General features: G+C 61.6%; 18 protein-coding genes. 10 read left to right on the top strand and 8 right to left on the bottom strand.

All coding sequences use genetic code 11. From position 1 onward, the window contains the following. The first annotated feature begins 178 nt into the window (after positions 1 to 178). Positions 179 to 1,984, top strand: a complete 1,806-nt coding sequence (locus tag ACX12D_RS31680) for a methyl-accepting chemotaxis protein (RefSeq protein ID WP_459374941.1) — start codon at positions 179 to 181, stop codon at positions 1,982 to 1,984. Between the two features lie 510 nt (positions 1,985 to 2,494). On the opposite strand, the gene ACX12D_RS31685 is transcribed toward ACX12D_RS31680, so the two are convergent. Together ACX12D_RS31685 and ACX12D_RS31690 are read right to left on the bottom strand one after the other, a co-directional pair. Next, on the bottom strand, positions 2,495 to 3,472 hold the full coding sequence (locus ACX12D_RS31685) for a DUF6896 domain-containing protein (RefSeq protein ID WP_459374942.1): 978 nt from the start codon (positions 3,470 to 3,472) through the stop codon (positions 2,495 to 2,497). A gap of 646 nt (positions 3,473 to 4,118) precedes the next feature. Further along, positions 4,119 to 5,021 carry a LysR family transcriptional regulator gene (locus tag ACX12D_RS31690; RefSeq protein WP_459374943.1) on the bottom strand — a complete coding sequence of 301 codons (903 nt, stop codon included), beginning with the start codon at positions 5,019 to 5,021 and terminating at the stop codon, positions 4,119 to 4,121. A gap of 136 nt (positions 5,022 to 5,157) precedes the next feature. Between ACX12D_RS31690 and ACX12D_RS31695 the strand changes: the two genes are divergently transcribed. The 4 genes from ACX12D_RS31695 (at position 5,158) to ACX12D_RS31710 (ending at position 9,444) form a co-directional block, all read left to right on the top strand. After that, on the top strand, positions 5,158 to 5,685 hold the full coding sequence (locus tag ACX12D_RS31695; RefSeq protein WP_459374944.1) for a cysteine dioxygenase family protein: 528 nt from the start codon (positions 5,158 to 5,160) through the stop codon (positions 5,683 to 5,685). Between the two features lie 38 nt (positions 5,686 to 5,723). Continuing rightward, a complete protein-coding gene (locus ACX12D_RS31700; protein ID WP_459374945.1) occupies positions 5,724 to 6,734 on the top strand; it encodes a uroporphyrinogen decarboxylase family protein in 1,011 nt (336 codons plus the stop codon). A 73-nt stretch (positions 6,735 to 6,807) separates the two neighbouring features. After that, positions 6,808 to 7,791 carry a Bug family tripartite tricarboxylate transporter substrate binding protein gene (locus tag ACX12D_RS31705; protein WP_459374946.1) on the top strand — a complete coding sequence of 328 codons (984 nt, stop codon included), beginning with the start codon at positions 6,808 to 6,810 and terminating at the stop codon, positions 7,789 to 7,791. Between the two features lie 399 nt (positions 7,792 to 8,190). Then, on the top strand, positions 8,191 to 9,444 hold the full coding sequence (locus ACX12D_RS31710) for an alginate lyase family protein (RefSeq protein ID WP_459374947.1): 1,254 nt from the start codon (positions 8,191 to 8,193) through the stop codon (positions 9,442 to 9,444). 187 nt (positions 9,445 to 9,631) lie between these two features. Here ACX12D_RS31710 and ACX12D_RS31715 read toward each other — a convergent pair whose 3' ends face one another. The 5 genes from ACX12D_RS31715 to ACX12D_RS31735 all read right to left on the bottom strand — a co-directional run bounded on the left by ACX12D_RS31715 (position 9,632) and on the right by ACX12D_RS31735 (position 12,783). After that, positions 9,632 to 10,075, bottom strand: coding sequence for a GNAT family N-acetyltransferase (locus tag ACX12D_RS31715; protein WP_459374948.1), 444 nt, complete (start codon positions 10,073 to 10,075; stop codon positions 9,632 to 9,634). Between the two features lie 55 nt (positions 10,076 to 10,130). After that, positions 10,131 to 10,463, bottom strand: coding sequence for a hypothetical protein (locus ACX12D_RS31720; protein ID WP_459374949.1), 333 nt, complete (start codon positions 10,461 to 10,463; stop codon positions 10,131 to 10,133). 541 nt (positions 10,464 to 11,004) lie between these two features. Continuing rightward, a complete protein-coding gene (locus ACX12D_RS31725) occupies positions 11,005 to 11,358 on the bottom strand; it encodes a hypothetical protein (protein WP_459374950.1) in 354 nt (117 codons plus the stop codon). A 585-nt stretch (positions 11,359 to 11,943) separates the two neighbouring features. Continuing rightward, positions 11,944 to 12,375: a GNAT family N-acetyltransferase gene (locus ACX12D_RS31730; RefSeq protein ID WP_459374951.1), complete on the bottom strand. Its 432-nt coding sequence runs from the start codon at positions 12,373 to 12,375 to the stop codon at positions 11,944 to 11,946. Positions 12,376 to 12,465: 90 nt separating this feature from the next. Continuing rightward, entirely contained in the window at positions 12,466 to 12,783 is a 318-nt protein-coding gene (locus tag ACX12D_RS31735; RefSeq protein WP_459374952.1) for a hypothetical protein, read from the bottom strand. Positions 12,784 to 13,146: 363 nt separating this feature from the next. On the opposite strand from ACX12D_RS31735, the gene ACX12D_RS31740 reads away from it, so the two are divergent. The 5 genes from ACX12D_RS31740 (at position 13,147) to ACX12D_RS31760 (ending at position 20,784) form a co-directional block, all read left to right on the top strand. Next, positions 13,147 to 13,557, top strand: coding sequence for a hypothetical protein (locus tag ACX12D_RS31740; protein ID WP_459374953.1), 411 nt, complete (start codon positions 13,147 to 13,149; stop codon positions 13,555 to 13,557). Positions 13,558 to 14,352: 795 nt separating this feature from the next. Further along, complete coding sequence (locus ACX12D_RS31745; RefSeq protein ID WP_459374955.1) at positions 14,353 to 14,694, top strand: hypothetical protein; 342 nt, start codon at positions 14,353 to 14,355, stop codon at positions 14,692 to 14,694. Between the two features lie 568 nt (positions 14,695 to 15,262). After that, complete coding sequence (locus ACX12D_RS31750) at positions 15,263 to 18,661, top strand: bifunctional diguanylate cyclase/phosphodiesterase (protein WP_459374956.1); 3,399 nt, start codon at positions 15,263 to 15,265, stop codon at positions 18,659 to 18,661. 50 nt (positions 18,662 to 18,711) lie between these two features. Further along, positions 18,712 to 19,290, top strand: coding sequence for a glycine-rich domain-containing protein (locus ACX12D_RS31755; RefSeq protein ID WP_459374957.1), 579 nt, complete (start codon positions 18,712 to 18,714; stop codon positions 19,288 to 19,290). Between the two features lie 93 nt (positions 19,291 to 19,383). Further along, complete coding sequence (locus tag ACX12D_RS31760; RefSeq protein ID WP_459374958.1) at positions 19,384 to 20,784, top strand: hypothetical protein; 1,401 nt, start codon at positions 19,384 to 19,386, stop codon at positions 20,782 to 20,784. Between the two features lie 68 nt (positions 20,785 to 20,852). Here the strand turns inward: ACX12D_RS31760 and ACX12D_RS31765 are convergent, their stop codons facing one another. Beyond that, the gene (locus ACX12D_RS31765; RefSeq protein WP_459374959.1) at positions 20,853 to 22,091 is read right to left on the bottom strand and encodes a hypothetical protein; all 1,239 of its coding nucleotides are present in this window, start codon (positions 22,089 to 22,091) and stop codon (positions 20,853 to 20,855) included. Positions 22,092 to 22,122: the final 31 nt, after the last annotated feature.

Here is a 22,122-nt window from a genome sequence, read left to right on the forward strand (position 1 = left end):
CCCACCCTCGGACCCAGCGCAGGGCACTCGCGCCGGTTCTTGCCGCCGGCCTTAAGTTACCCACTCGGTTGCCGTAGTTAGCTCTGTGGTGCCTAAGGCCGGCCGATGCCGTGGTCTCAGGCACCGCGACAATGCCGCACTCAGACCGACTCACCCAGGTAACTTCACTCTCTTCGGTATGACCGCATCCTCGCTCCGCACCCGCATCGCTCTGATCATGTCCGCCACGGTTGTTGGCGCTCTCGCACTCTCGGGTGCCGCCACCTATGGCATCGTCCATGCAAATATGACGGCAACAATGGAGAGCGACCTTAGCGCCATCGCCAGTGGCAACACGCTGGCGATCGAACAATGGGTCGCCGCCAAGGCTTTGGCCGTCAAGACTGCAGCGGAGGTCGTGGAGAAAGGCGACCCCGCTGGCTTGGTCAAGTTCATGGGTGATGCCAACGGCTTTCCCGTGACCACCATCGGGTGGAACGACAAGTCATACTACTCGAGCAGCAGCACGACGCCGAAGGACTACGACCCTACCGCGCGCCCTTGGTACAAAGCGGCGCTGGCCGCGGGCAAGCCGACTGTGACCAAGCCGTATGGAGATGTCTCGACGCGAGTGCCGTACGTGTCCTTTGCGGCGCCACTCATCCGTGACGGCGCGGCAATCGGCGCCGTCAGCGGCGCAGTGCCTCTGGACGGCGTGCGAGAAGTCGTGAAGGCGATACATCCAACGCCTTCGAGCTTGGCCTTCGTTGTAGCCAGGGATGGCCAGGTAATCGCCCACGCCGATGCGAATCAGATGCTAAAGCCGGTCAGCGAAGTGACAGCTGCACTGACGCCGGCCACGCTCGAGAACCTGGTTCGGGCTAGTGCGCCGCTAGAAGTGGAAATCCAGGGCGTGCCGAAGCTGCTGAAGGCCCAGGCTGTCGCCGGCACCGATTGGTATCTGGTGATCGCGCTCGATAAGGCCGAAGCCACCGTAGGCCTGCGCCACGTCGTAAGCGCCATGGGCATAGCCTTGGTCCTGCTTACCCTGGCTGCGCTCGGCATTGCCACCTTCTTTACCGCAAAAGCGCTCCGCAGGCTCTCTAGCGTACGTGACGCGATGGATACCATCGGGACTGGCGGGGGTGACTTGACCCGCCGGCTGGATGTCGTGGGCAATGATGAGGTGGCACAGATATCCGCGTCGTTCAACGCCTTCGTAGAGAAGATCGGCGCCGTGTTGATCGACGTGCGTGCCAGTGTGCAGGGTATGACCTCGGCAACTGGCGAGATCGAGGCAGGTAATCGCGACCTATCCCACCGCACGGAAGCCTCGGCCAGCAATCTGCAGGAGACCTCGGCAGCCTTGACCCAATTGGCATCGAGTGTCAAGCAGACTGCGGAAGCGGCCGAGCAGGCAACGCAGTTGGCGACTGATGCCAGCGCCACCGCGGCGCGCGGCGGCGAAGTTGTCTCTGGCGCTGTGCGCATCATGGACGAGATCGCCAAATCGTCGGGGCGGATCACGGAAATCATAGGCGTGATCGACAGCATCGCCTTCCAGACCAATATCCTCGCGCTTAACGCGGCAGTCGAGGCGGCGCGTGCCGGGGAACAGGGCCGCGGCTTTGCCGTGGTGGCTGGCGAGGTGCGGACCCTGGCTCAGCGCAGTGCCACGGCCGCCCAGGAGATCAAGGGGCTAATCGAAAGCTCCGTAGCCAGCGTAAGCAGCGGCACCGAGCGGGTCCAGGCAGCGGGCTCGACCATGACTGAAATTGTCAAGGACATCGAGCACGTTCGACGCATCATTACCGAGATACACGGTGCGGTGAGCGAGCAGAACACAGGTATTGGACAGCTCGACCAGAGCGTGTCAGAAATGGATCAAGCCACGCAACAGAACGCCGCGCTGGTGGAGGAGTCTGCGGCAGCATCATCGATGCTCAATGATCAGGCACGGGAGCTCGCGCGAACAGTGGCACGATTTCAATTGCGCGAGGCATAACACGGTTCTTGGCAGCGGCCCGCGGACAGCGACACAGACATGAACGCGCGGACATTGGAATGTGCATCCCCACCTGTCCGCTCGGCATCAAGGGCACCACTACACCGGTCCCCGTGGAGGCACCTACGCTATTACGTCCGGAGGTCGCAAGGACCATGGTGGCTGCTAGTGCCGGATGGGCGAGGATGCCAGCCGTTGGGCCGATCCCTGAACTACACCGTTACCCGGCCCCGCTCGGCTCTCCCACCTCGTGATTCGGCGAAGAACGTTTCTTGGGTTCTCGCCGATTTCCGGGGGCGCGGGCAGGACGAGTCACCGGGCGCGGTCGGGCCTGGCGCCGGTAGCGGTAGAACTGAGGTGATGTCTCAGTTCGGCCAAAAGCGGCCTGTCGCTGATGTCCGCTTTTCGGATACGCGAAGCTTTAACAGTCGATCGTCTTGATGACGATCCTCCTCGACGAGATGGGCCACCAAATCCCCGGAGCTTCAACCGTTTGGCTGGGCTGGTAGCTCACCATCGTTGAGGCGGTTCTCGTGTGACGCGCAGCTCACCCCGTCGTCCGTTGAGCGCGTAATGGACTTCACACGTGACGCGATAAGCAGAGAAAAAATCTGTAAGCGCATCGTGCAATTCACGAGCCCACGGAAGCCTGTTTTCATCGGGATCGAAGAATCGTCGGATTGCCTCCGGATTTTCCCGTAGATGAAACGTTTTGTTTCGGAGCTCCCGAAGCGGATGGCGGTGCCGTTTAATCATTTTCCCTATGGCATCGCTTTTCGGAATCAATTCCTCAAAGGCTGCTGGGCGACTATTCTGCAGGAAAACGTGCATTCCGAGGTCCTCGAAACCTTCACATGTCACCGCAAGAAAACCTAGCCAGGAGGACATATAGATTCGCAGATCAACAACATTTCTGTGACTTAATGAGTTGTCATTTTTCCATTTCAGGTACAGATTATCGTAGTTCTCGAGCATCAACTCAGCAGCCTGAAAATAATGGCTATGAAGTACCAGCACGATGTCCAGATTGCGAGGAGGGAGATTGTCGTCAGGCAATCTGCTGTCAACGTCAACAGCCAGTGCACGTGCAAGGTGTGCGACGTAGAAAAGAGAATCATCTGAGCGAACCAGATGCCCTTCAGAGACTGCCGTCTCGAAGCACATCTCAAGAGCATTCTGGCTCTCGAATCCGTATGTCGATAACTTTTCGCTAGCAAAGAGAGACAGGCGCCACAGGTCAAATCCATTGATCTCTCCAAGATTTCCGAAATCAAAATCGACCTCTCCATCAGGGAGATAGACCGTGCATCCGGCACCATGCTTTACGTACGCAATATCGCCATCAAGTAGGCCATTTAGTGGAATGTCGGCTTCAATCCACCGCCGGTTTGAATTCGGCATGCGGATACCGGACCGCTGCATGAGTACTAGGGCCTCATGTACCTTCGCCTGGTAATCACGAATCAGGTGAGCTAGATGTTTGTTCACGGAGCCGTTTGTCTATGTTGATTGCGTCGGCGAGATGAGTTTCCAGGTGTAAGGCGGCTACAACGCAAGGCAACTGCGGCCAATGCCGATCGCAGGGATCCGGTGCCGGGACCGTTAAATTATGACCGAAGTAGCTTCAGATACGGGGCATCAGGTGCATTGCCGGTGATATCGGAGGGTAGGTATCAGCCATCGGCAGCGAGAGCCAATGATTGGTAAAGGGTGCGTCTGGGATGATCGTTTCACGTCAATACCTATCGTTCAGCCCGTAGCGACATGACCGGCAGCAATGGGTCGGCAGCCGCCGATGACCGCAGTCGGTCCTCGAACGATGAGCCGACGGCGGAGTTCGGCCATGAGCGCTCATTGGACTAACAGACGACTCGCAGCTGGCCTTATGCGGGCCATTCGAAGTCTGGCGCGGTTCTGTTTTTGGGCGCGCCGCGATGATGCTGTATGGACCCACCGTATCGACAGGTCGGCAACCGTGTGTACGCGTGCCTGATGTGCTGATGAGCATGCCCCATCGCTTGATGGCGGCCAGCGCGGAATAAGCCGGGACCGAACTCGACTTGAGCGCGCGGAGCCGGTGGCTACCCGTTCCATCGCACGCCGAAGTTGCCGAAGATGCTGCGCGGCAGCGAGCTTACCCCGCCGGCGCGTCAGCCTGCTGGCCCAACTGCCGCAGCAGGGCACTCACATAAACTGCGGATGCGGCCGCATCTCGCCGCGTGCATAGCTTCAGTGGCCGCACCGCCCACTTCTCGCACAGCGTCAACACCCGCACGCCGTCGCAGTTGATCGACTGCAACACCGAGCGCGGCACCATGCCGACCCCCGCGCCCGAGCGCACCATTGCCACCACCGCTGCGAAGCCGGACACCTGGATGCGTACGTCCATGTGATGTCCCAGGGCTGCGGCCTTGCCCACCATGAAGGTATGAATGGCAGCCCCGCTCTGCAGGCTGACGAAGGGGCGGCTCAGGCAGTCCAGGAATGCTACCGACTGGCGCGCGGCCAGCGGATCACCCTCGGGTACCACCATGACGACTTCATCCTGACGGTAGGGCAGGAACACAAGTTCGGGATGCTCGTCATCCCATGTGACCACGCCGACGTCGGCGCGCCCTTCGGCCACGGCGGCCACGATGTTGTGGCTGAGACGCTCGTCCAGGGAGATGCGCACTTCCGGGTAGTCGCGCAGGAACGTCTGCAGATCCCCCGGCAAGAACGAAGCGATCGCGCTGCTGTTAGCAAAGATCGTGACCTGCGCCCGGACACCTTCGGCATAGGGAGCCAGGTTGGCGTGCATCTGCTCCAGCTCTGCAAGGCAGCGGCGGCAGTGCTCCAGCATGACCTGGCCAGCGCGTGTCAGCGAAACGCCGCGTGCCTCCCGCACGAACAGCCGGGTGCCCAGCGCTTGCTCCAACTGCTTGATGCGCAGGCTGGCCGACGAGGGCGCCAGGAAGCAGGTGGCGCCGCCTCGCGACACGTTGCCTGCATCGGCCACTGCCACGAACAGTTTCAGGTCTATCAGGCTGTAGTGCATAAGGTTTCGTATTCTACAAAAGCTGTTTTCCAAACATCTCGTTTGTTCTGCATTTCATCAAATGAAAGACTAAGCGCCTGCAATGCCTTGTGTCATAGATTTTGTGAAAAACGAACTGTTACTGGGAAAAACCCCTATGTGCTTGACTCTGGAAACCGACAATCTGGCCGCGTTGACCCGCGGGATCGACGCCGCAATGGCATTGCCGCCGGATCGTTTGCCCGGCGCGGTGCAACACGCCTTGCAGGCATCTTTCGCCGACGGTAACTGGCTAACGCCGGCACAGCGCCAGCCGGACCCGCAGCGCTATGCGCGCCACGTGTTGCAGGCCGACCCACAGGGACGCTACACGGTCGTGGCGCTGGTGTGGCAGGCCGGGCAGTTCAGCCCGGTGCACGCGCACCACACCTGGTGTGCGCTGACGGTGGTTCAGGGAGAACTGCAAGAGCACTACTACACCTGCGACCGCCATAGCCTGCGCGCCACGCCACTTCACTGGCAGCCGCGCGCCGTCGGCGCGGGCAGCAGCGGGACGGACGGCCTGGACCAGGTCCATCGGCTGGGCAACGCTGGCGGCGAAACGGCTATCTCCGTCCACGTGTACGGCGTGGAGGCCGCGCGCGTGGCCACCGGCGTAAACCGAGTCCTCGCGCTGGCCGCCTGAATCCGCTGGATTGCGCAAACATCGAAGCGAGCAAAGACATGCAGACCATGAATCATTGGCAGCGCATTGAAGCCGCCCTGTTGGGCGACGCCACCGACCGTACTCCCGTTGCGTTGTGGCGCCACTTTCCGGAGGACGACCTGGACGTGGACAAACTTGTGCGGCACACCCTGGAGTGGCAGCGGAAATGGGATTTTGACCTGGTCAAATTCATGCCACCGGGCACATACGGCGTCGAAGACTGGGGCGCTGTCACGGCATACCAGGGCAGTGCCAACGGCGCGCGCGCGGTGGTGGCGCCACCGGTGCGAACAACGGAGGATTGGCTTCGAATCCGGCCGTTGGATGTAAAACAGGGCTCCTATGGCCGCCAGAACGAGGCGCTACGCGCAGCGGCGCGGTCCTTGCGCGGCGCGGTACCCATTCTGCAAACCGTGTTCAGCCCACTAACCACGGCGCGCAAGTTGAGTACGGACAGGCTATTTGCTGACCTGCGCTGCGAGCCGGATGCGCTTGAGGCGGCGCTGCGGGTAATCACGGACACCACGATTCAGTTCGCGTTGGACTCGCTGGAGGCCGGCGCGCACGGCGTGTTCTTCGCAACGCAACTGGCGTCGAGCCGCATGCTGACGACCCAAGAGTATGAGCGATTCGGGCGCCGCTACGATCTGGAGGTGCTCGCTGCGCTGCGTGGCCACGCACAACTCAACATGTTGCACGCGCACGGCGACGACATCATGTTCGATCTCCTGGCGACGTATCCGGTCGACATGTTCAATTGGCACGACCGCCTGACCCAGCCAGGGCTAGAGGCGGCGGCGGCGCGCTTCACGCGCCTGCTGGTGGGTGGGTTGAACGAGCACGACACCTTGCTTCACGGAAGCGAGCAGGATATTGCGGATGAGGTGCGCAACGCCATAGCGCAGACGGACGGCCGCCGCCTGATGGTGGGTCCGGGCTGCGTTTTGCCAGTTGCGACGTCGGACACGGCGATACGCGCCGTGGTCCGGGCCGCGAGAGCGCCGCAGGAGCAAGCCTTGTATGCTTGACGCCGCCGCGAGCCGGCACCCACCAAGAACAGGGCGGCGCCGAATTGCCGCTTACAAAGATCAAGGAGACAACATGCGTCACATCCTGGCCTGCCTGGCCGCTGCGGCGGCCCTGGTTCCATGCCTGCAGTCGTCCGCCGTGGCGGCGGACTGGCCCGACCCGTCCAAGCCCATGCAGATCATCGTGCCCGCGCCGGGCGGTGGCGGAACGGCTGACACCCTGGCACGTGTGCTAGCCGAGCAATTGCACAAGCAACTCCACGCCACAGTCATCATTGAGAGCCGTGGCGGTGCCAACGGCAATATCGGTGTCGGGATGGCCGCCGGGGCCGTACCGGATGGGTACAAGTTCCTGTTTTCGTGGGCAGGCACGCTGGCGGTAAATCCCAGCTTGTATGCCAAGCTGCCGTTCGATTCGCAAAAGAGCTTCACACCGGTCGCGCTGGTGGCCGATGTCCCCAATATCCTGGTGGTCAACAAGAGCCTGCCGGTCAAGAACCTGTCCGAGTTCATTGCGTTTGCCAAGGCCAACCCCGACAAGCTGAATTACGGCTCCACGGGCAATGGCAGTTCCATGCACGTGGCCGGCGAACTCTTCATGCGTGAGACCGGCACCCGCCTGATACACGTGCCGTACAGTTCGCCGGGTCAGGCTACCACCAATCTCCTCGCGGACGATATCCAGGCCATGTTCCAACTAGTGCCCGGCATCCTCGGGCAGGTCAAGAGCGGTAAGGTGCGTGCGCTTGCCGTCATGTCGAATCAGCGTTCGCTCGCCTTGCCTGACGTGCCGACCGCCGCCGAGCTGGGCCACCCCAATCTGATGTCTTCGACCTGGTTCGCAATGCTCGCTCCCCGCAACACGCCAGAACCCATCGTGATGCGCATGAATGCGGCACTGAACGAAGTGCTGCGCGACCCGGAGGTGATCCGCAAGTTCACTGAGATGGGGGCAACGCCGTTGGGCGGCACGCCGCAGCAACTGTCGGCGCACCTGGCGGCCGAACTCGTGAAGTGGCGAGCGGTGGTGAGCCAGGCGAGTATCAAGATTCAGTAGGAGCGCGCTCAGGCATTGACCAGCCTCCCGGGCCCCACCTTCTCGTGCCGGGCTGGCTAACCTAAGCCGACAAACTCCCAAGGGCAGGGTGCACGGATCTCAAGGAGGCTGCGAGCGTGCCTGGGCTTTTCCCACTACGTAAGCCGAATCTATGCGTATAGACGTATGCGGTCCGTAAGCGACGCCTGTTAGATCGGTATGCGCGGAATCGGAATGATTCTTCACGGGACGACGGATGATTCTTTACGGCATGCTTACTGTCAACCGTAGCGTCGCGAGGACCGTTCATACGTGGCAAAGCGGCTTTCTCCCGGCGTCCCGTTCATCGTACGCGGGCTCCTGTTCGAATCCATACTGGTTCTTTCTCAGCAAGACCGGCGCAACCATTATCGGAGCCATATGGCATTTCGTCTGTCCTTGCGAGCAGCAGCCACGATTCCCGTTCTTTGCATCATGATGCTTGGCGGGTGCATCGCCGCGACGCAGCACCATACCGACGTGACCGGTTCATATCAGTCACACAGCGGCGCGCAGCCGAAGCCTGCGCCCGGCGCACCTTTTGTTCACCCCGGCCTGCTGCATACGGAGAGCGATTTCACGCGCATGCGCGAGAACGTCGGCGCGCGGCGGCAACCGTGGCTCGACGGCTGGCAACGCCTGGTTGCCAACCGGCATGCGTCGCTCGACTGGAAGCCGAATCCGCAGCCGGCCATCTATCGCGGACGCAACCCCGACCACGCAGAGAATTACGCCACGCTCTTCAACGATGCCGCTGCGGCCTACGCGCTTGCACTTCGGTGGAAGATCACCGGCGACGACACCTACGCGCAACACGCCATAGAAGTCCTGAATGCGTGGTCGCGCACGCTGACGATGATCGGTGGCAGTTCCGACAAGTTCCTGGCTTCCGGTATTTACGGCTACCAGCTGGCGAACGCCGGCGAAATCCTGCGCACGTCCCCACTGTGGCGCGCCGACGATTTCCGGCGCTTCCAGTCGATGATGCTAGGCGTGTTCTATCCCATGAACAACGATTTCCTGGCGCGGCACAACGGCGCAAAGATCGACCACTACTGGGCCAACTGGGATCTCGCAAACATGGCATCCATGCTGGCAATCGGCGTCCTGACCGACCGTCACGACATCTATGCCCAAGCGGTCGACTATTTCAGGCATGGCGCCGGCAACGGTTCAATCGAACACGTGGTGTGGAAGCTGTATCCGGATGGGCTGGGTCAGGTGCAGGAAAGCGGGCGCGACCAGGGGCACACCATGCTCGATATCGCGCTGCTCGGGGCATTCTGCCAGATGGCCTGGAGCCAGGGGGACGATCTTTACGGATATGACGACAACCGGTTCCTGCGCGCAGCGGAATACGCCGCCCGATACAACCTCGGGAAGGACGTGCCTTACACGCAATACACGAACAGCGACGTCACGCAGCCCGTCATCTCGCCGAATTCGCGCGGCGACGGGCGTCCGATCTGGGCACTCGTCTACAACCACTACGTTGTGCTCAAAGGGCTCTCCGCGCCGGACGTCGAGGCTTTTGCCCGCAAGGTCGCGCCGGAAGGCGGCGGTGGCGACTATGGCCCCAACAGCGGCGGCTTCGATCAACTGGGATATGGGACGTTGACCTATACGCTTAAATGACGGCCAGCGTCTCAGGCAGATTATCCGGTACGGTGTGGCTGGCGTAACAGGCGGCGTGATTCGTGATCAGCGGAGATCGGCCGGTATCTTCCAGGGAAGCAGCGCGTCGTAGTCGTCGGCGGTCTTCGCCCGTGGGCTGCCGTGCCAGTCAGGTGACCGCGTCGCCCGCGCCAGAACAGCGCCAGCACTAATGGAACTCGCATCGCATGCAGAGTGCAGCTGCTTGCACGGCCCGCTGAAATGCTCTTGAAGCCGTGACTTCCGCTGGTGCCTCTTCGGCAGGGATAAGGGAGAACCCCCAGCGCGCGAAATAGGCTGGGGCTACAGTAGAGAGGAGATAAGCGTCTCGCGCCTCGGTGCCGCGAGCTCTCATCAAGAGCGCCTCAACCAGTCGGCTGGCGATGCCCCTCTCGCGGTATTCAGGCTCAACCGCTACCGAGCGGATGAGGATGGACTCTCCATGGCGCTCTGCCGCTGCGCAGCCAACGATGTGGCCATCACACAGGGCAACGTGGAAGGCTTCGATGATTTCGACAACATCCGTTGCAGGTAGCCTGCAGCGCTCAAGCAAAGCAACGATTTCCTGCAAGTCTAAGTGAGAGGCCGAACGTAGGTGAATCTCGGTCATCATGATGAAGTGACTCCAACTTGCGTTTCCTTAGGCTCAGAGAAGCCTGCGGCACGCTCTAGTAATACTGAAGGCATATGTTTGTCTTCTTCTTCACTTGGCAGCGCGATGGCCATGCGGCATCGTCGGCCGTCATGGAGGTGAGCCTATCACCGAACACGCGATCAGCTTGTAATCGATTGTGAGACTGCAGCCAGCGGCCGCAGGAGTGGTCAATGAGTGAAGCCTGCGCATCTTCAGGATGTGGGTGCAGCGCATCCGGGTCGGAGTCCGGCTCAGCTACGGTCAGCAGCCGGTCGACACTGTTGTCGGTCCCGGATATGTGCTGCCCGACCGAGTCACGCAGGGTCGAAACGGCTCTACTGAGGGTGGAGGGCGTTCGCGAAGTCATGCCGGACCACTCCGAGGGAACACCGCCGTGCGAACTTGCGAGCTCGCCTCAATGTCCATGCGACCCTCAATGCTGCGCCATCCAGATTTGCGTCGTCGAAATTTCGCAAAGAAGCGCGTAGCTGCACTGGAGCGCATAAACTTAATCAGAAGGCTGTCCACCCAAATTAGACCGAAAGTGGCTAAGCCGGCTCAATCGCTCGGCCATGGATCTGGACGCGAAAAGCCGAGATTGCCAGGGGAGCATTTGCCACGAGCCCAAACTGCACGCTTTCTTAGCTTATGGCAGGCTGAATGGCGTGAGCGCAGTACCACGGGGGGGCTGAGTTGTGATGCCGGACACAGTGCTGCCTGTCGGAGCCTATTTAATGTGTACAGCATCAGCAACATTTGCGACGTGATTAATTTGATGTGGCAGGGGGTAAGCCATGAGCACGATTCGCGCTGCCGCGATGGCTGCTTCGGCATTGTTTTTCCTATCAGGATGCAGCGAAGTTCCAACCGCGGCCTACTACGACGATACCTACACCGCCGGATACTATTCAGGGCCTATCAGCGATAATTACGCTTATGGGTACCCCTATCATGATTATCCGTATTATGGATACTCGGACTACGAATACCCCTATTATTCTGGATATTATTATGGCGGCTTTCCAGTGTTTGGCTCCGTCTTCTTCGAGAGCTTCCATCAAGGCCGGCACCACCGATTTCATCACGGATTCCATGACCGTGCTCAAGGTATGGACCATGGCGCCGGTCAGGGTATGAGCCCGGGCGGTGGTCCCGGTATTGGGACTGGTAGCGGTCAGGGTAGCGTCCATCGCAGCGGTCCGGGAATGGTCAGTGGAAATGGCCAGGCTACAGGCGCTGGCGGTGGCCAGGGCATGGTCCATGGCGGCGGTCCGGGTATGGTCCACGCCGGTAGTCCGGGTACGGCGGCCCTCGGCGGTGGTCCGACTATGAGTCCTGTCAACGGTCGAGGTATGGGCCACGGTGGCAGTCCGGGTATGGCCCACGGCGGTGGTCCGGCTATGAGTCCTGGCAACGGCCGAGGTATGGGCCACGGTGGCGGTCCGGGTATGGCCGTCGGGGGTGGTCCGGCTATGAGTGCTGGCAACACTCCAGGTATGGGCCATGGAGACGGTCGAGGTATGGTTCGTGGCGGAAATGGCGGCGGGCACGATGGAGGAGGCCATTAGTCCGCTCAGAATTGATTGCGGCGTTTGCCTCCGATATGAATCGAGAATGAGGCGCCAAATAGAAGTAGAAGAAGCAGACGTGCTCAGATTCGTTGCCGGAACGAACGCCGACGTTTCCGCTGGGCATCAACGAGATACCTTCCAGGACCCGGAAACACCAAGTCGAAGCGGCTGAGGCGGCGACGCGGCACCTGGCTTGGGCGGCGCGCCGTCGCCATTGCGCTATGAGCGAGCGCTCGAGGGCACAGAGAAAGCTGGCGATACCTGTGGAAGCAGACGCTAGAGTGTGACCCTCATGAGTGCCGCAGTGCTCGCACTGGTATCGGAGAATTCATGAGAAGCCAGCAATTCCAGGGGTATGGCCACACGGTCGACTGGCGTGAAGCCAAGTCGAGAGAAATAGCCCGCGGCAGTTTCAGTTCTGACCACCAGGGATTCGATACCGCGCAAACGCAAATCGGCCACCAGTGCGGAAACCAGAAGAGCGGCCAGGCCTGCACGCCTTGCCCGTTCCGCCACGGCGACCCCTTGCAACAGGCCAACCTTGCCGCCAAGCTCTTCGATACCGGCGCACCCAAGAAGGCCAGTCCGGTCTCGGCTGACATGAAATTGCACCGCTTCGCTATATATTCCGCCAACGGACAGCGCGCACGACCGAAGCAATGCTTCCACATCACGAAGGTCTGCCTTGGTCGCACGGCGCGGCCTCATAGCGTTACCTGTCAATCCAATGAGCGATGACGAGCGCCTTGGCGTTCCGGCTGTTACTCATCAGCATAGCGCTCACTCATCTTAGTCATCTTAGTCATCGTAGTCGTCATGCCCGCGTCGCCATTCGCGTCGGCGCTCGCGCCATTCGCGTTCGCGCCAGCGCTGCTCCCGCCAGGCACGCTCCCGCCACGCACGGGCCCGCCAGTCGTCGTAGTAGTAGCCCGGGGCAACTACCACGGGCGGAGGCTCGATAACCACCGGCGCTGGCTCGTAGTAGACAGGCGGCGGGGTGATAAACGCTGGCGATGGGATGCCGATGCCGATCCCTACGTCCACTCGCGCTTGGGCAACGTTCGAGGCAAGTCCGGTCATCCCGGCCAGTATCAAAAGTGCTGTGACCCTTCGCATGGCTTACTCCGTTTCCTCTTACAGAGAGTCTAGGCCGGCTTGGTTCAATGATGTATTAGCGGACTTGCAACGCGGTGACTTTCTGTAACGCGATGTGGAGGCGCCTGGTGTCCACCGGGATTGGACGGGCTACGACACAGCCGCGCATCTTTCGCGTGGGACCGGGGTCGGAGTACACCAGATAGTCCAAGAACCAAGCTGAGGGCGGCGGCGCATCCATCCACGCGCGCGACTTCAGCTCACCTGTTTCAGAACTTACGGATTGTCACGAGTTCTGAGTCAACTCAGCTCGGGACAGTCCCGTTTTTACCGGTAAGCACGGCGCCTTGCCGAGCTGCTAAAAATTGTTCAGGAGTTCACGTCATGAAGAAGCTGTTCGCTGCTCTCGCCTCTGTAGCCCTCGTCGGTACTGTTTTCGCTCAGACTGGTGTGCCAGCTTCCGCGACTCAGCCGCAAGCAGGGGCGATGAAAAACCAGGTAAAGGTCGTCAAGGAAAAGAGAGCCACGCAGGCAAAAGCCGACAAGGACAAGAAGGAGGTCAGCGCGCAGGGCGATGTTGCAAAGGCTCAAGCCAGCACTGGCAAGGAAAAGGCTGACGTAAAAGTTAGCGCCAATAAGTCCGTCGCCAAGGGCACCCACCACAAGGCGAGCAAGATGGGGGCCGCCAGTACCGAGGCCGGTAAGGCGAAGGCGGATGCTGCGAAACCGGAGGCTCAGGCCGACGCCGCGAAGGCTGCAGCCAGCGCCAGTGTAGACAAGACGAAGAAGCAGTAAGTTGCTCCCATCGAGCGGACGGGGGGGTACGTTGCCAAGGCGTTGGCCATCGCGACGAAGCTCGAGTGCAGGAGCCTTTTGGAGAGTGCCAGTCAGCTGGAAGGCCAGCCTGGCCTCTCCGCGCTTGTTCAAGATGAGGGACGTGCCATGAGAGCCTTTCTCGCATTGCTGATTGCCGCATCCACGCTGCTCGGCGGTTGTGTCGTGGTGCCATACGATGGCGGGTACTCTGGTGGATACTATGGTCCATACGGATATTGGGGCCACAGGCACCACGGACACCATGGAGAAAACGACTAAGGCGGAATTTGACGCCGTCGTGACATCCGAAACGCTAGCCGTTCAGCCTAGACATCTGATCGAAGACGACCGAGCGCCGCCAGCTTTGCGGCGTGCGGCGTATCTTGGTGAAGACCGGCCAGAAGGGAACCTCGAAAGCGGCTGAATCGTGGGCGGCGCCGACCAATGGGACCAGTCGCCCGATGCGTTTTGTTAGGGTCAGCGGCAAGGCGCACTGCGATTTCGCCGCTCATGCTGATACCGATGGCAGCGCGCGGGTCGGCTTCATCGATTGCAACGCTGCAATGGCTTCATCGTAGCGCTGACTCAGGGGCGGGGGCACGCCGAGCTTTCGCCGTGGCCCGAGAAATCCATGGCAACCAGCTTGACAGCGACCCACACGCCGTACCGATTGCAGATCACTTGCGACACTGCGGTTACAAATCCTTACGGAAATCGCGTAAAGATGACTGCCGCGAACCAGTACAGTTACGCTCGCCCAGAGTTGAGGAAGAAATGAAGCAGCTTGTATTGATTGCGGCGTTCGGTAGCGCACTTCTCACAATTGCCCCCGTTGCCCACGCGCGTGTAAATGTCGACATTGGCATCGGAATTCCCGGTGTCGTCTATGCCGAACCGGCGCCGGTCTATGTCGCGCCCCAGCCGGTGTATGTCGCGCCCCAACCGGTTTATGTAGCGCCCCGTCCCGTGTATGTTCCTCGCCCGGTTGTTGTCGCTCCTGCGCCCGTCTATGCGCCCTACTGGCGTGGGCGCGATGATGACGATGACGACCAGGGTGAGCGGCGGTGGCGCGGGCGTGGCCACCACGGACACGGGCGACACGGGGACGACGACTGACGGGGAGCTGGTGAATCCAATAGGATAGGAGCCCCCTAGGCGCGCGTTGTGCGAGCACAGGCGACGGTTCGGGTCAGGCCCATCGACCGGAAGTCCCGAACCATCTCCTCACCTTCGAGCGCTGCCGTAGGACCAGGCGTTGGCGTACGAGCCGCTCAATCACCGGGTTGGCACCCGGGCGAAGCAGTGGGTCTTCCACATCGAGAGTGTCAACGCCTATGACGCCCAGCTAAAGGCTTGGATGGCACGTGTCACAGGCCTGACTACCAAGAACCTGTCCAATTATCTCTGCTGGCGCCGCCCGTTGCCCATGCCGAGCGGCGATAGCCTTTGCGCCCCTCATGCTTGACTAAGCACATAGGGCGCCGCCCCCACTTAAGTGGGGTATCCGCAATTGCATTCGGCCTTGCCCCCGCTCCAATTTGGGATAACGTTGTAGACACAGGTAAAAGAACGCTGCGCGAGTCCGCGCGCCCCGGTGGCGGCGGCCCTGCAGCAGCCGGCTGACACCATCGCCGCTTGATCGCTTAGGTCTGCAGTCCACACGTCACGTTCCTGGGGGATTCGTGTGCGCAAGCTACTGACGCAATTGCTGCGTCCGATCGGACGCGTCAGTACGACCGTCATCACACTCGGCGCGCTGCTGCTCGGCCTGCTTAGCACGATCGTCGTGCATTCGCTTTACACAGAGCTGCTGGAGAGGGATGCGCGCTTGCGATTCAAGAGCGATACCGACGATATCGTCCAGCAGATCGATACACGTATCCGGCTTTACACCGACGTCCTGGTAACCATGCAGGCGCTCTTCGGCGCTAGTGACGATATTTCGCGCGAGGAATTCCGCGACTTCGTCAATGGCCTCAACCTGGAACAACGCTATCCGGGGTTCCAGACGCTCAACTACGCGCCCTATGTGCCGGCCTCCGAGCTGGCCAGCTTTGTCGCCAGCCAGCGCAAGGACCCAGTGCTGCGCGAGGCCGGCGTGGCGTTCTCCGTCCACCCTGCAGGGAAGCGGCCAGCCTATTTCGTATTGACTTATGTCGAGCCGTTCCATAACAACCTGCCGTCGATCGGCATCGACATGGGGGCTGATCCGGGGCGCCTGGCCGCCCTCGAAAAAGCCCGTGACAGCGGGCAGGCAGTGAGCAGCGGGCGCCTGATCTTCAGCGAGGCCAAAGGTCCCCACGTCGGCATTGCCTTGCGCCTTCCGGTCTACAGAAAAGGCCAGCCGCTCGATTCACTGGAGCAGCGCCGCCGTGCCTATATCGGCTCCGTTGGTGCTGGCATACGAATCAGCGGGCTGCTTGGGGAGATCGCCGGCAACGAGCGCATGTATGGGACCCGTTTCGAACTGTACGACGCAGGGAAACTCGATGGCGAACCAGTGCCGCCGTCCCCGGCGACTCTGCTGTACGACAGCGCCGGCGGCATGACGGCAACCGCCCCCGCCGTTGCCAAGGCGGCTAGCCAGCCCAGCGCCGCACGGCTCGCCGCCGGCGATGAGCCTTCCGCGCGCCAGCGGGCAAGCGTGTCGGACGATCATTCCTTCCAGCGCAAGGAGATGACACAGCCGTTTGGAGGGCGGCGCTGGCTCATTGTCTTCTCCGCCGACGCCCAGGCCATGGCGGGCCCGCAACGCTACCTGAAGAGTGTGGTGCTTGGGGCCGGGCTGATCATTACCGCACTGCTGGCCGGGCTGGCCTACGCGCTATCCAGTTCCCGGTCGCGAGCCCTGGCAGTGGCCGATGGCATGACGCACAGCCTGCGCGAGAGTCAGGAGGGGCTTGCCCAGGCGCAGCGGATCGCGCACCTGGGGGATTGGCGTCTCGACCTCGGGCGCAACGTAGCCTATTTTTCCCGCGAGATGGCCCGGCTGCTGGGTGTGCGGGCGCTGGATCCCACCCCCGACATGCTGCTAGGCGCAGCCGATCCTCGCTTTCGCGGCGTGTTGCGGCAGAGGATGCAAACCGCCTTGCGGGAGCGCGTGGCTTTCGAGCTCGAGTGCCCCTACCGCTCGTCACGTGGACGCATGGGTTGGCTTCACCTGATCGGCCATGCGCATGGACCAACGGGCACCGCCGTCCTGCGCGGCACCGCGCAGGACATCACCCAGCGAAAGCTCATCGAGCAGGCTCGCGCACAGGAGCATCTGATTGCCTTGCATCTCGCCACCGTGTCTAGCGAAGCCGAGGTCCTGGAAAAAATCATCCGTACCTTGGTTGCAGGAATGGAATGGGAGGCCGGTGCATTCTGGCCTTCGGAAGCAGGACGTGGCTTGGCGCTTGCGCCGGTTTGCCGGGCCAGAGCGCAAGAACTGGAACCTTGGCTGGAGCGGCGGCCGGCCGACCCACAGGCAGATCAGGCAGATCAGGCAGACGTACTGACGGAACCGCATTGGTATGCGGGCGGCGGTGCCATCGCGCGCTTGCCCCAGCATCGCTGGCTGGCCGACGCGAGCGTGCGAACCGTATTCGCTTTCCCGCTGCGCAAGGGCACGAGCACGATCGGACTGGTGGAGATGTATTCGCGCACCAGGCGTCCACGCGATCCACATGCGCTTGCCATGGCTAGCGCGATAGCTAGTCACACTGGCCACTTCCTGCTGCGTCGCCAGGCCGAGGAGACCCTGCGCTTCTTTGCCAATCACGATGCGCTCACTGGTCTGCCCAACAGGTTGATGTTCAAGAATCATCTCGAGAACAGCCTCGCTCGTTCCCGCTCCCGTCAACATCGTCTCGATATCCTCTTTGTTGACCTGGACCAGTTCAAGCGGGTCAACGACACAATGGGCCACAACGCGGGCGACGTCTTGCTACGCGCCGTGGCAGATCGCTTTAGCGCGACGCTTGGCGAAGCCAACCTGATTGCCCGGCTCGGTGGCGACGAGTTTGTCGTACTGGTCGAGCCGATCGACGACTTTTCCCTTTTGCACCGCATCATCAAGCGTATCCAGGCCGCGCTCGCATCCGGCTTTGTCGTCAACGGCAAGGAGCTGCAGGTGACGGCAAGCATCGGCGTCAGCTCCTTTCCCGAAGATGGCAATGACGCGCAGACGCTGCTCAAGCATGCCGATCTCGCCATGTATGCCGCCAAGCAGCTCGGCAAGAACGGCTTCCAATACTATGTGCGCGAGATGAGCGTGACCCTGCAGAATCGCATCGACATGGAATCGCATCTGCGCAGCGCACTCGAACACAATGAGTTCGTGCTGCACTACCAGCCGCGCATCTCGCTGGACACCAATGCCTGTACCGGCGTCGAAGCGCTGATCCGATGGCACCATCCGAAGCTCGGCATGGTGATGCCCGCGGACTTCATTCCGGTTGCGGAGGAGTGCGGGGCGATCGTGCAGATTGGCGCGTGGGTACTGCGTGAGGCCTGTCGCCAGAATGCGCAATGGCTTGCCGACGGCAATGCCCCGATACGCGTCTCGGTCAACCTTTCCGCCAGGCAATTCGCCGACAAGGACCTGAGGCAGGTCGTGCTCGATGCGCTGAAGCAAGCCGGCTTGCCAGGGTATCTGCTCGAACTCGAACTCACCGAAAGCATGGTCATGCGCGATGCCGAGCAAGCGGCGCGCTGGCTGTCGCGCCTGAAGCGAACCGGGGTACGGCTGGCCATTGACGATTTCGGCACCGGCTACTCCTCGCTCGCCTACCTGAGCCGCTTCCCGATCGACACCGTGAAGATCGACCGCTCGTTCATACGGTATCTGCCCGATAGCAGGAGCGATGCGCAAATCACGAGCGCAATCATCGGGCTAGGACATCAGATGGCGCTGGAGGTGGTGGCCGAAGGCGTCGAGAACGAGGATCAACTGGGCTTTCTTCGCCGCGAGGGCTGTGACGAAGTCCAGGGCTACTACTTTAGCCGCCCTATGCCGGCCGAGGACGTCACCGCGTTTCTCGCCGGCCATACCGTGCACGGTCTGCTGCCTGAACAGGGACCGCAGCCGATGCGCGCCTGATTCTGAATTCCGGCGCGCGCCCCAGCGTCAACAACAGGAGGGAACACATCATGACAGCGCAGAAACAGTCGATTGAACGGTCATGGCAAGCCATCGATGCGCTCGATTTCTCGAGGATCAAAGCCAAGCTTCTACATGGCAAGTCCACCCATTGGAGTCCCGAAAGCCTGGCCGATGCCGAGGCCGGCTACCGCAGGTTTCTCAAGCTCGCGGCAAAGTACCCCGACACACCAGTCGTGCCCAGCGAACAGGTAGACGCGTTCTGGCACGCCCATATTGTCGATACCAGGCGCTATGCCAGCGACTGTGAGCACATCTTTGGCCATGTCCTGCATCATGATCCCTACGTCGGTATCGATGGCCCACAGGATGAAGCCCGCCTGCGCGCGCTGGCCGAGGCAAGTGCCCGGCTTGGCGCGCGCGAGTTCGGCTTGAGACCGGCGACGGCGGCTTATTGTGCGGTCACGAACGAGGGGAAGCCCGCGCTGAGCCCCGTGCCGGCGGCCGTCCAGGCGGCGTACTGTGCGATCACCAATGGGACGCAAGCGGCGTACTGCGCGATCACCTCCGGAGTCGTTACGTCCAGTGGTCGGGACGCGCCTTCTCCTGCGGGGCTGCCGCGTCACTGAGGTGTTGCGAAGTGCCACGCCAACTGGCCGTAGGCGCATTCACGGCACCCCGATCACGTCCGGGAGGGGTGCCATTCTGTCGGAGACGATGCGATGATGGATTCATTGCTGTTCAGCAAGCCGTTTACCTTCCTGGCCTGCCCGCCGATTGCAGAGCTCAAAGAAGCCATCGATGCGCTTAACACGTTGCCGGGACACTCGCGCTGGCTCAAGGAGGAAAACGCCATCCGCCGCGATCATGTTCCGGCCTTCGTCGAGCAGAGCCGCCAGGCCCTGGAGGCGCTTGTACCGGGCCGGTCCTTCATGGTCGATAGCCTTGCCGATCGGATTCGGCATACACCACGGGTGCTACAGGAGTTGCGCGATTACGGTCCGGAGGTGGCAGCTGCCGCTCACTCCTATTTCTACTGGCGCTATTCAGCCGACGTGCTCGGCCGGGCGCAGGGCATTCCGCGCAGTGCGCTGGAACGTCAATTCGGCAGGGTGGCGGCACGCGATGGCTCTCACAAGATCATATGGGGCTGCCCGTGTTGCGATCATCCAGCGCGATACCAGGTCGATGGGCTACTTGCCAATCAGCGCCCGGCGCGCCAGGGCGGCTTTGCGCTGGAGTGCGATCACTGCGGGCATCAGGAGCGCGTGTATGCCGGATTCCTGCATTACGGGCGTCTCCAGTGCCAATGCGCTGCGTGCAAGAGCTATGTTGGCGTTCTCGCCTATGACATGGCCAGGGCTGCGCGAAAACTTGCCGAGAATATCGAGAAATACGCCTGGAGCCAAGCTGCCGAGACCCTTGCCGAGATCCAGGAGTACAAGGACGAGTCCCTGCAAATGCTTCAGCGCCGGGCTAGCCCATCACGCAATGCCGCCTCCTTCGCAGTCGAAGTCGCCTCCGGCAGGCACCAGTCGATGCCAGCGATTCTAACGAGCCTGGACCCTGGCCTGAAAGGTTGCATCGAGAAGAATCCCAGGGCTTGGGCGTTGCTGTGCGAACTGCTGCGCGAAGGCGTGGTTGACAACGAATACCTCATTTACGAGGAAGCCGACCGCGAGCGCGTGGCACTGCAGCTGTCACTGCTAGAAGAGCCTTCCTCCCAAACGGAAGGCTTGCCACAGAAGAATCTTGAAGTTCTGCTGCAAGGCTACCAGCCTGCGTCTCGCGAATCCTTTGCGGCGTGGCTGAAAGCCAGCATGCAGCTAAAGATTTTCACCGGCAAGTTCTGTACCGCGGTGGAGGTTACCTGGAAACCCAACGTGCAGCGCTGCGCGTTGATCGCGAGCAGCCAGGTGGAGCATGCCCGGCCGCTCACGCACGAGGCGCCAGCAAGATCCGCCACGTCCTTCGTGCCGCCGTCAAAACACCTGCCTCATACGGACGCGGAAATTGAGGCAGTGACGCTGCTCAGATCGCTGGGGTACATTGTGATGGATCCCGCCGTCATTGAAGCACATGGCTACTCAAAACTGGAAGAAAGCACGCCGCTCAACAAGTAGCCCTGCGTAGCAGGCATCGGTGACCGATTCACCGCCAAGCTGGTCGCATTGCGCGGGCGGATACCTGCCTACCGGCACAGATCCGCGGCCGTGGGCGGCGTGGCCCGGCTCAAATCGAAATCGCTCTCTCGCAAGCCCGCCGGCGTAAGCGAGACCCAATGCAGTATGGATGGCGAGCGCACCAGCCCAAGGCTGCCCGCATAAGTCCATGGAATTGGCGATGGCTGGCTGCCGCGCAACTCGATGGTGCCGGCGGACAGCTTCAGGTGCAGCAGGCGGCCATCCGCCGCAGGCGTGTACGCCATGTCGCCGACCACGGTGATGCCGGCCTCGCGCACGCTTTCCGGCATGCAGGCCAGCGAGGCACTCACCCTGCCGGCCTTATCCAGCAGATGCGCGAAGCCCTTGCCCAGGTCGGTGGTGCCGACCAGCAGGAAGCTGTCCAGGACCGGGACATAGGCCACGCTGTAGGTGTAGTACTTCAGCTGGCCATTCAGTGTTTGCATGCCAGTCAGCGCGCCGTCGGCGGGCCGATAGACGGCTGTCTTCAGCCTGGCGTGCGTCTCGCCGGGTACGAACTCCTGCCAGGCAAGCAAGGCCGTCTCCTTCGAGCCTGCAATCAATGGCCACCACTCGCGCTTGTTCGGCGCCACCCCGGTGCTTTGCAGCAGCCGGCCGTTGCCGTCATAGGTCTTGAGGTAGACGCCGTTCCCGGTGCCCAGGTTGTCCACGCCGCCACCATCGATCCAGTCGTCCGAGTAAAACACCACGAAAGTATCCCCAACCGCCGTCACGTGGCCAGAGTGTCCGCCAGACCAGACGTCGGTCGATTTTGCCGCTTGCGATTGAAGGCCCGTGCCGTACACACGATAGCGCTGGCTGACGCCGTTGGTGGTATTGGAGCCATCCTCAAAGGTCAGCATGATGCGGCCTGCGGCATTCTGCGCGACCGACACCGGCTCCTGCGCTTCCTGCTCGGCGACCAGTAGCCGGGGTTTGCCAAGACTGGCCTGGGCCGGGTTCCAATTGGCGACGTAGATGTCATGCGTCCAGTTGCGATGGCGATCCGGGCCGCGCGGCGGCAGGCCGGAGCTGCTGAAGAAGACGTAGGTGGTCTGCCCAGGCCCGGCGGCCGCCCCAATGCCATGCATAAAGGCGCGCTGATCGATCGCCGGGCGGACCTTGGCGGGCTGCCGGGTGTCAGCGCGGCTATTGTTCCGGGCTTCGTTACGCGCACCCGCCGGCGCGCACAGCAGCGCACCGGCAAGCGCTAGAGCAGCGCCACACATCATGGCGAGCGCACGCATGGTGACTCCACAGTTCCTCGTGACAATGCCA

The organism is Cupriavidus sp. PET2-C1, assembly GCF_054515855.1.

What these genes read in the sequence shown, in the direction of transcription:
- ACX12D_RS31765 (WP_459374959.1), bottom strand. Translation starts at nt 22,091, where the DNA reads ATGCGTGCGCTCGCCATGATGTGTGGCGCTGCTCTAGCGCTTGCCGGT.
- ACX12D_RS31720 (WP_459374949.1), bottom strand. Translation starts at nt 10,463, where the DNA reads ATGACTTCGCGAACGCCCTCCACCCTCAGTAGAGCCGTTTCGACCCTG.
- ACX12D_RS31730 (WP_459374951.1), bottom strand. Translation starts at nt 12,375, where the DNA reads ATGAGGCCGCGCCGTGCGACCAAGGCAGACCTTCGTGATGTGGAAGCA.
- ACX12D_RS31760 (WP_459374958.1), top strand. Translation starts at nt 19,384, where the DNA reads ATGATGGATTCATTGCTGTTCAGCAAGCCGTTTACCTTCCTGGCCTGC.
- ACX12D_RS31725 (WP_459374950.1), bottom strand. Translation starts at nt 11,358, where the DNA reads ATGGACCATGCCCTGGCCACCGCCAGCGCCTGTAGCCTGGCCATTTCC.
- ACX12D_RS31700 (WP_459374945.1), top strand. Translation starts at nt 5,724, where the DNA reads ATGCAGACCATGAATCATTGGCAGCGCATTGAAGCCGCCCTGTTGGGC.
- ACX12D_RS31715 (WP_459374948.1), bottom strand. Translation starts at nt 10,075, where the DNA reads ATGATGACCGAGATTCACCTACGTTCGGCCTCTCACTTAGACTTGCAG.
- ACX12D_RS31755 (WP_459374957.1), top strand. Translation starts at nt 18,712, where the DNA reads ATGACAGCGCAGAAACAGTCGATTGAACGGTCATGGCAAGCCATCGAT.
- ACX12D_RS31690 (WP_459374943.1), bottom strand. Translation starts at nt 5,021, where the DNA reads ATGCACTACAGCCTGATAGACCTGAAACTGTTCGTGGCAGTGGCCGAT.
- ACX12D_RS31745 (WP_459374955.1), top strand. Translation starts at nt 14,353, where the DNA reads ATGAAGCAGCTTGTATTGATTGCGGCGTTCGGTAGCGCACTTCTCACA.
- ACX12D_RS31740 (WP_459374953.1), top strand. Translation starts at nt 13,147, where the DNA reads ATGAAGAAGCTGTTCGCTGCTCTCGCCTCTGTAGCCCTCGTCGGTACT.
- ACX12D_RS31680 (WP_459374941.1), top strand. Translation starts at nt 179, where the DNA reads ATGACCGCATCCTCGCTCCGCACCCGCATCGCTCTGATCATGTCCGCC.
- ACX12D_RS31735 (WP_459374952.1), bottom strand. Translation starts at nt 12,783, where the DNA reads ATGCGAAGGGTCACAGCACTTTTGATACTGGCCGGGATGACCGGACTT.
- ACX12D_RS31695 (WP_459374944.1), top strand. Translation starts at nt 5,158, where the DNA reads ATGTGCTTGACTCTGGAAACCGACAATCTGGCCGCGTTGACCCGCGGG.
- ACX12D_RS31705 (WP_459374946.1), top strand. Translation starts at nt 6,808, where the DNA reads ATGCGTCACATCCTGGCCTGCCTGGCCGCTGCGGCGGCCCTGGTTCCA.
- ACX12D_RS31710 (WP_459374947.1), top strand. Translation starts at nt 8,191, where the DNA reads ATGGCATTTCGTCTGTCCTTGCGAGCAGCAGCCACGATTCCCGTTCTT.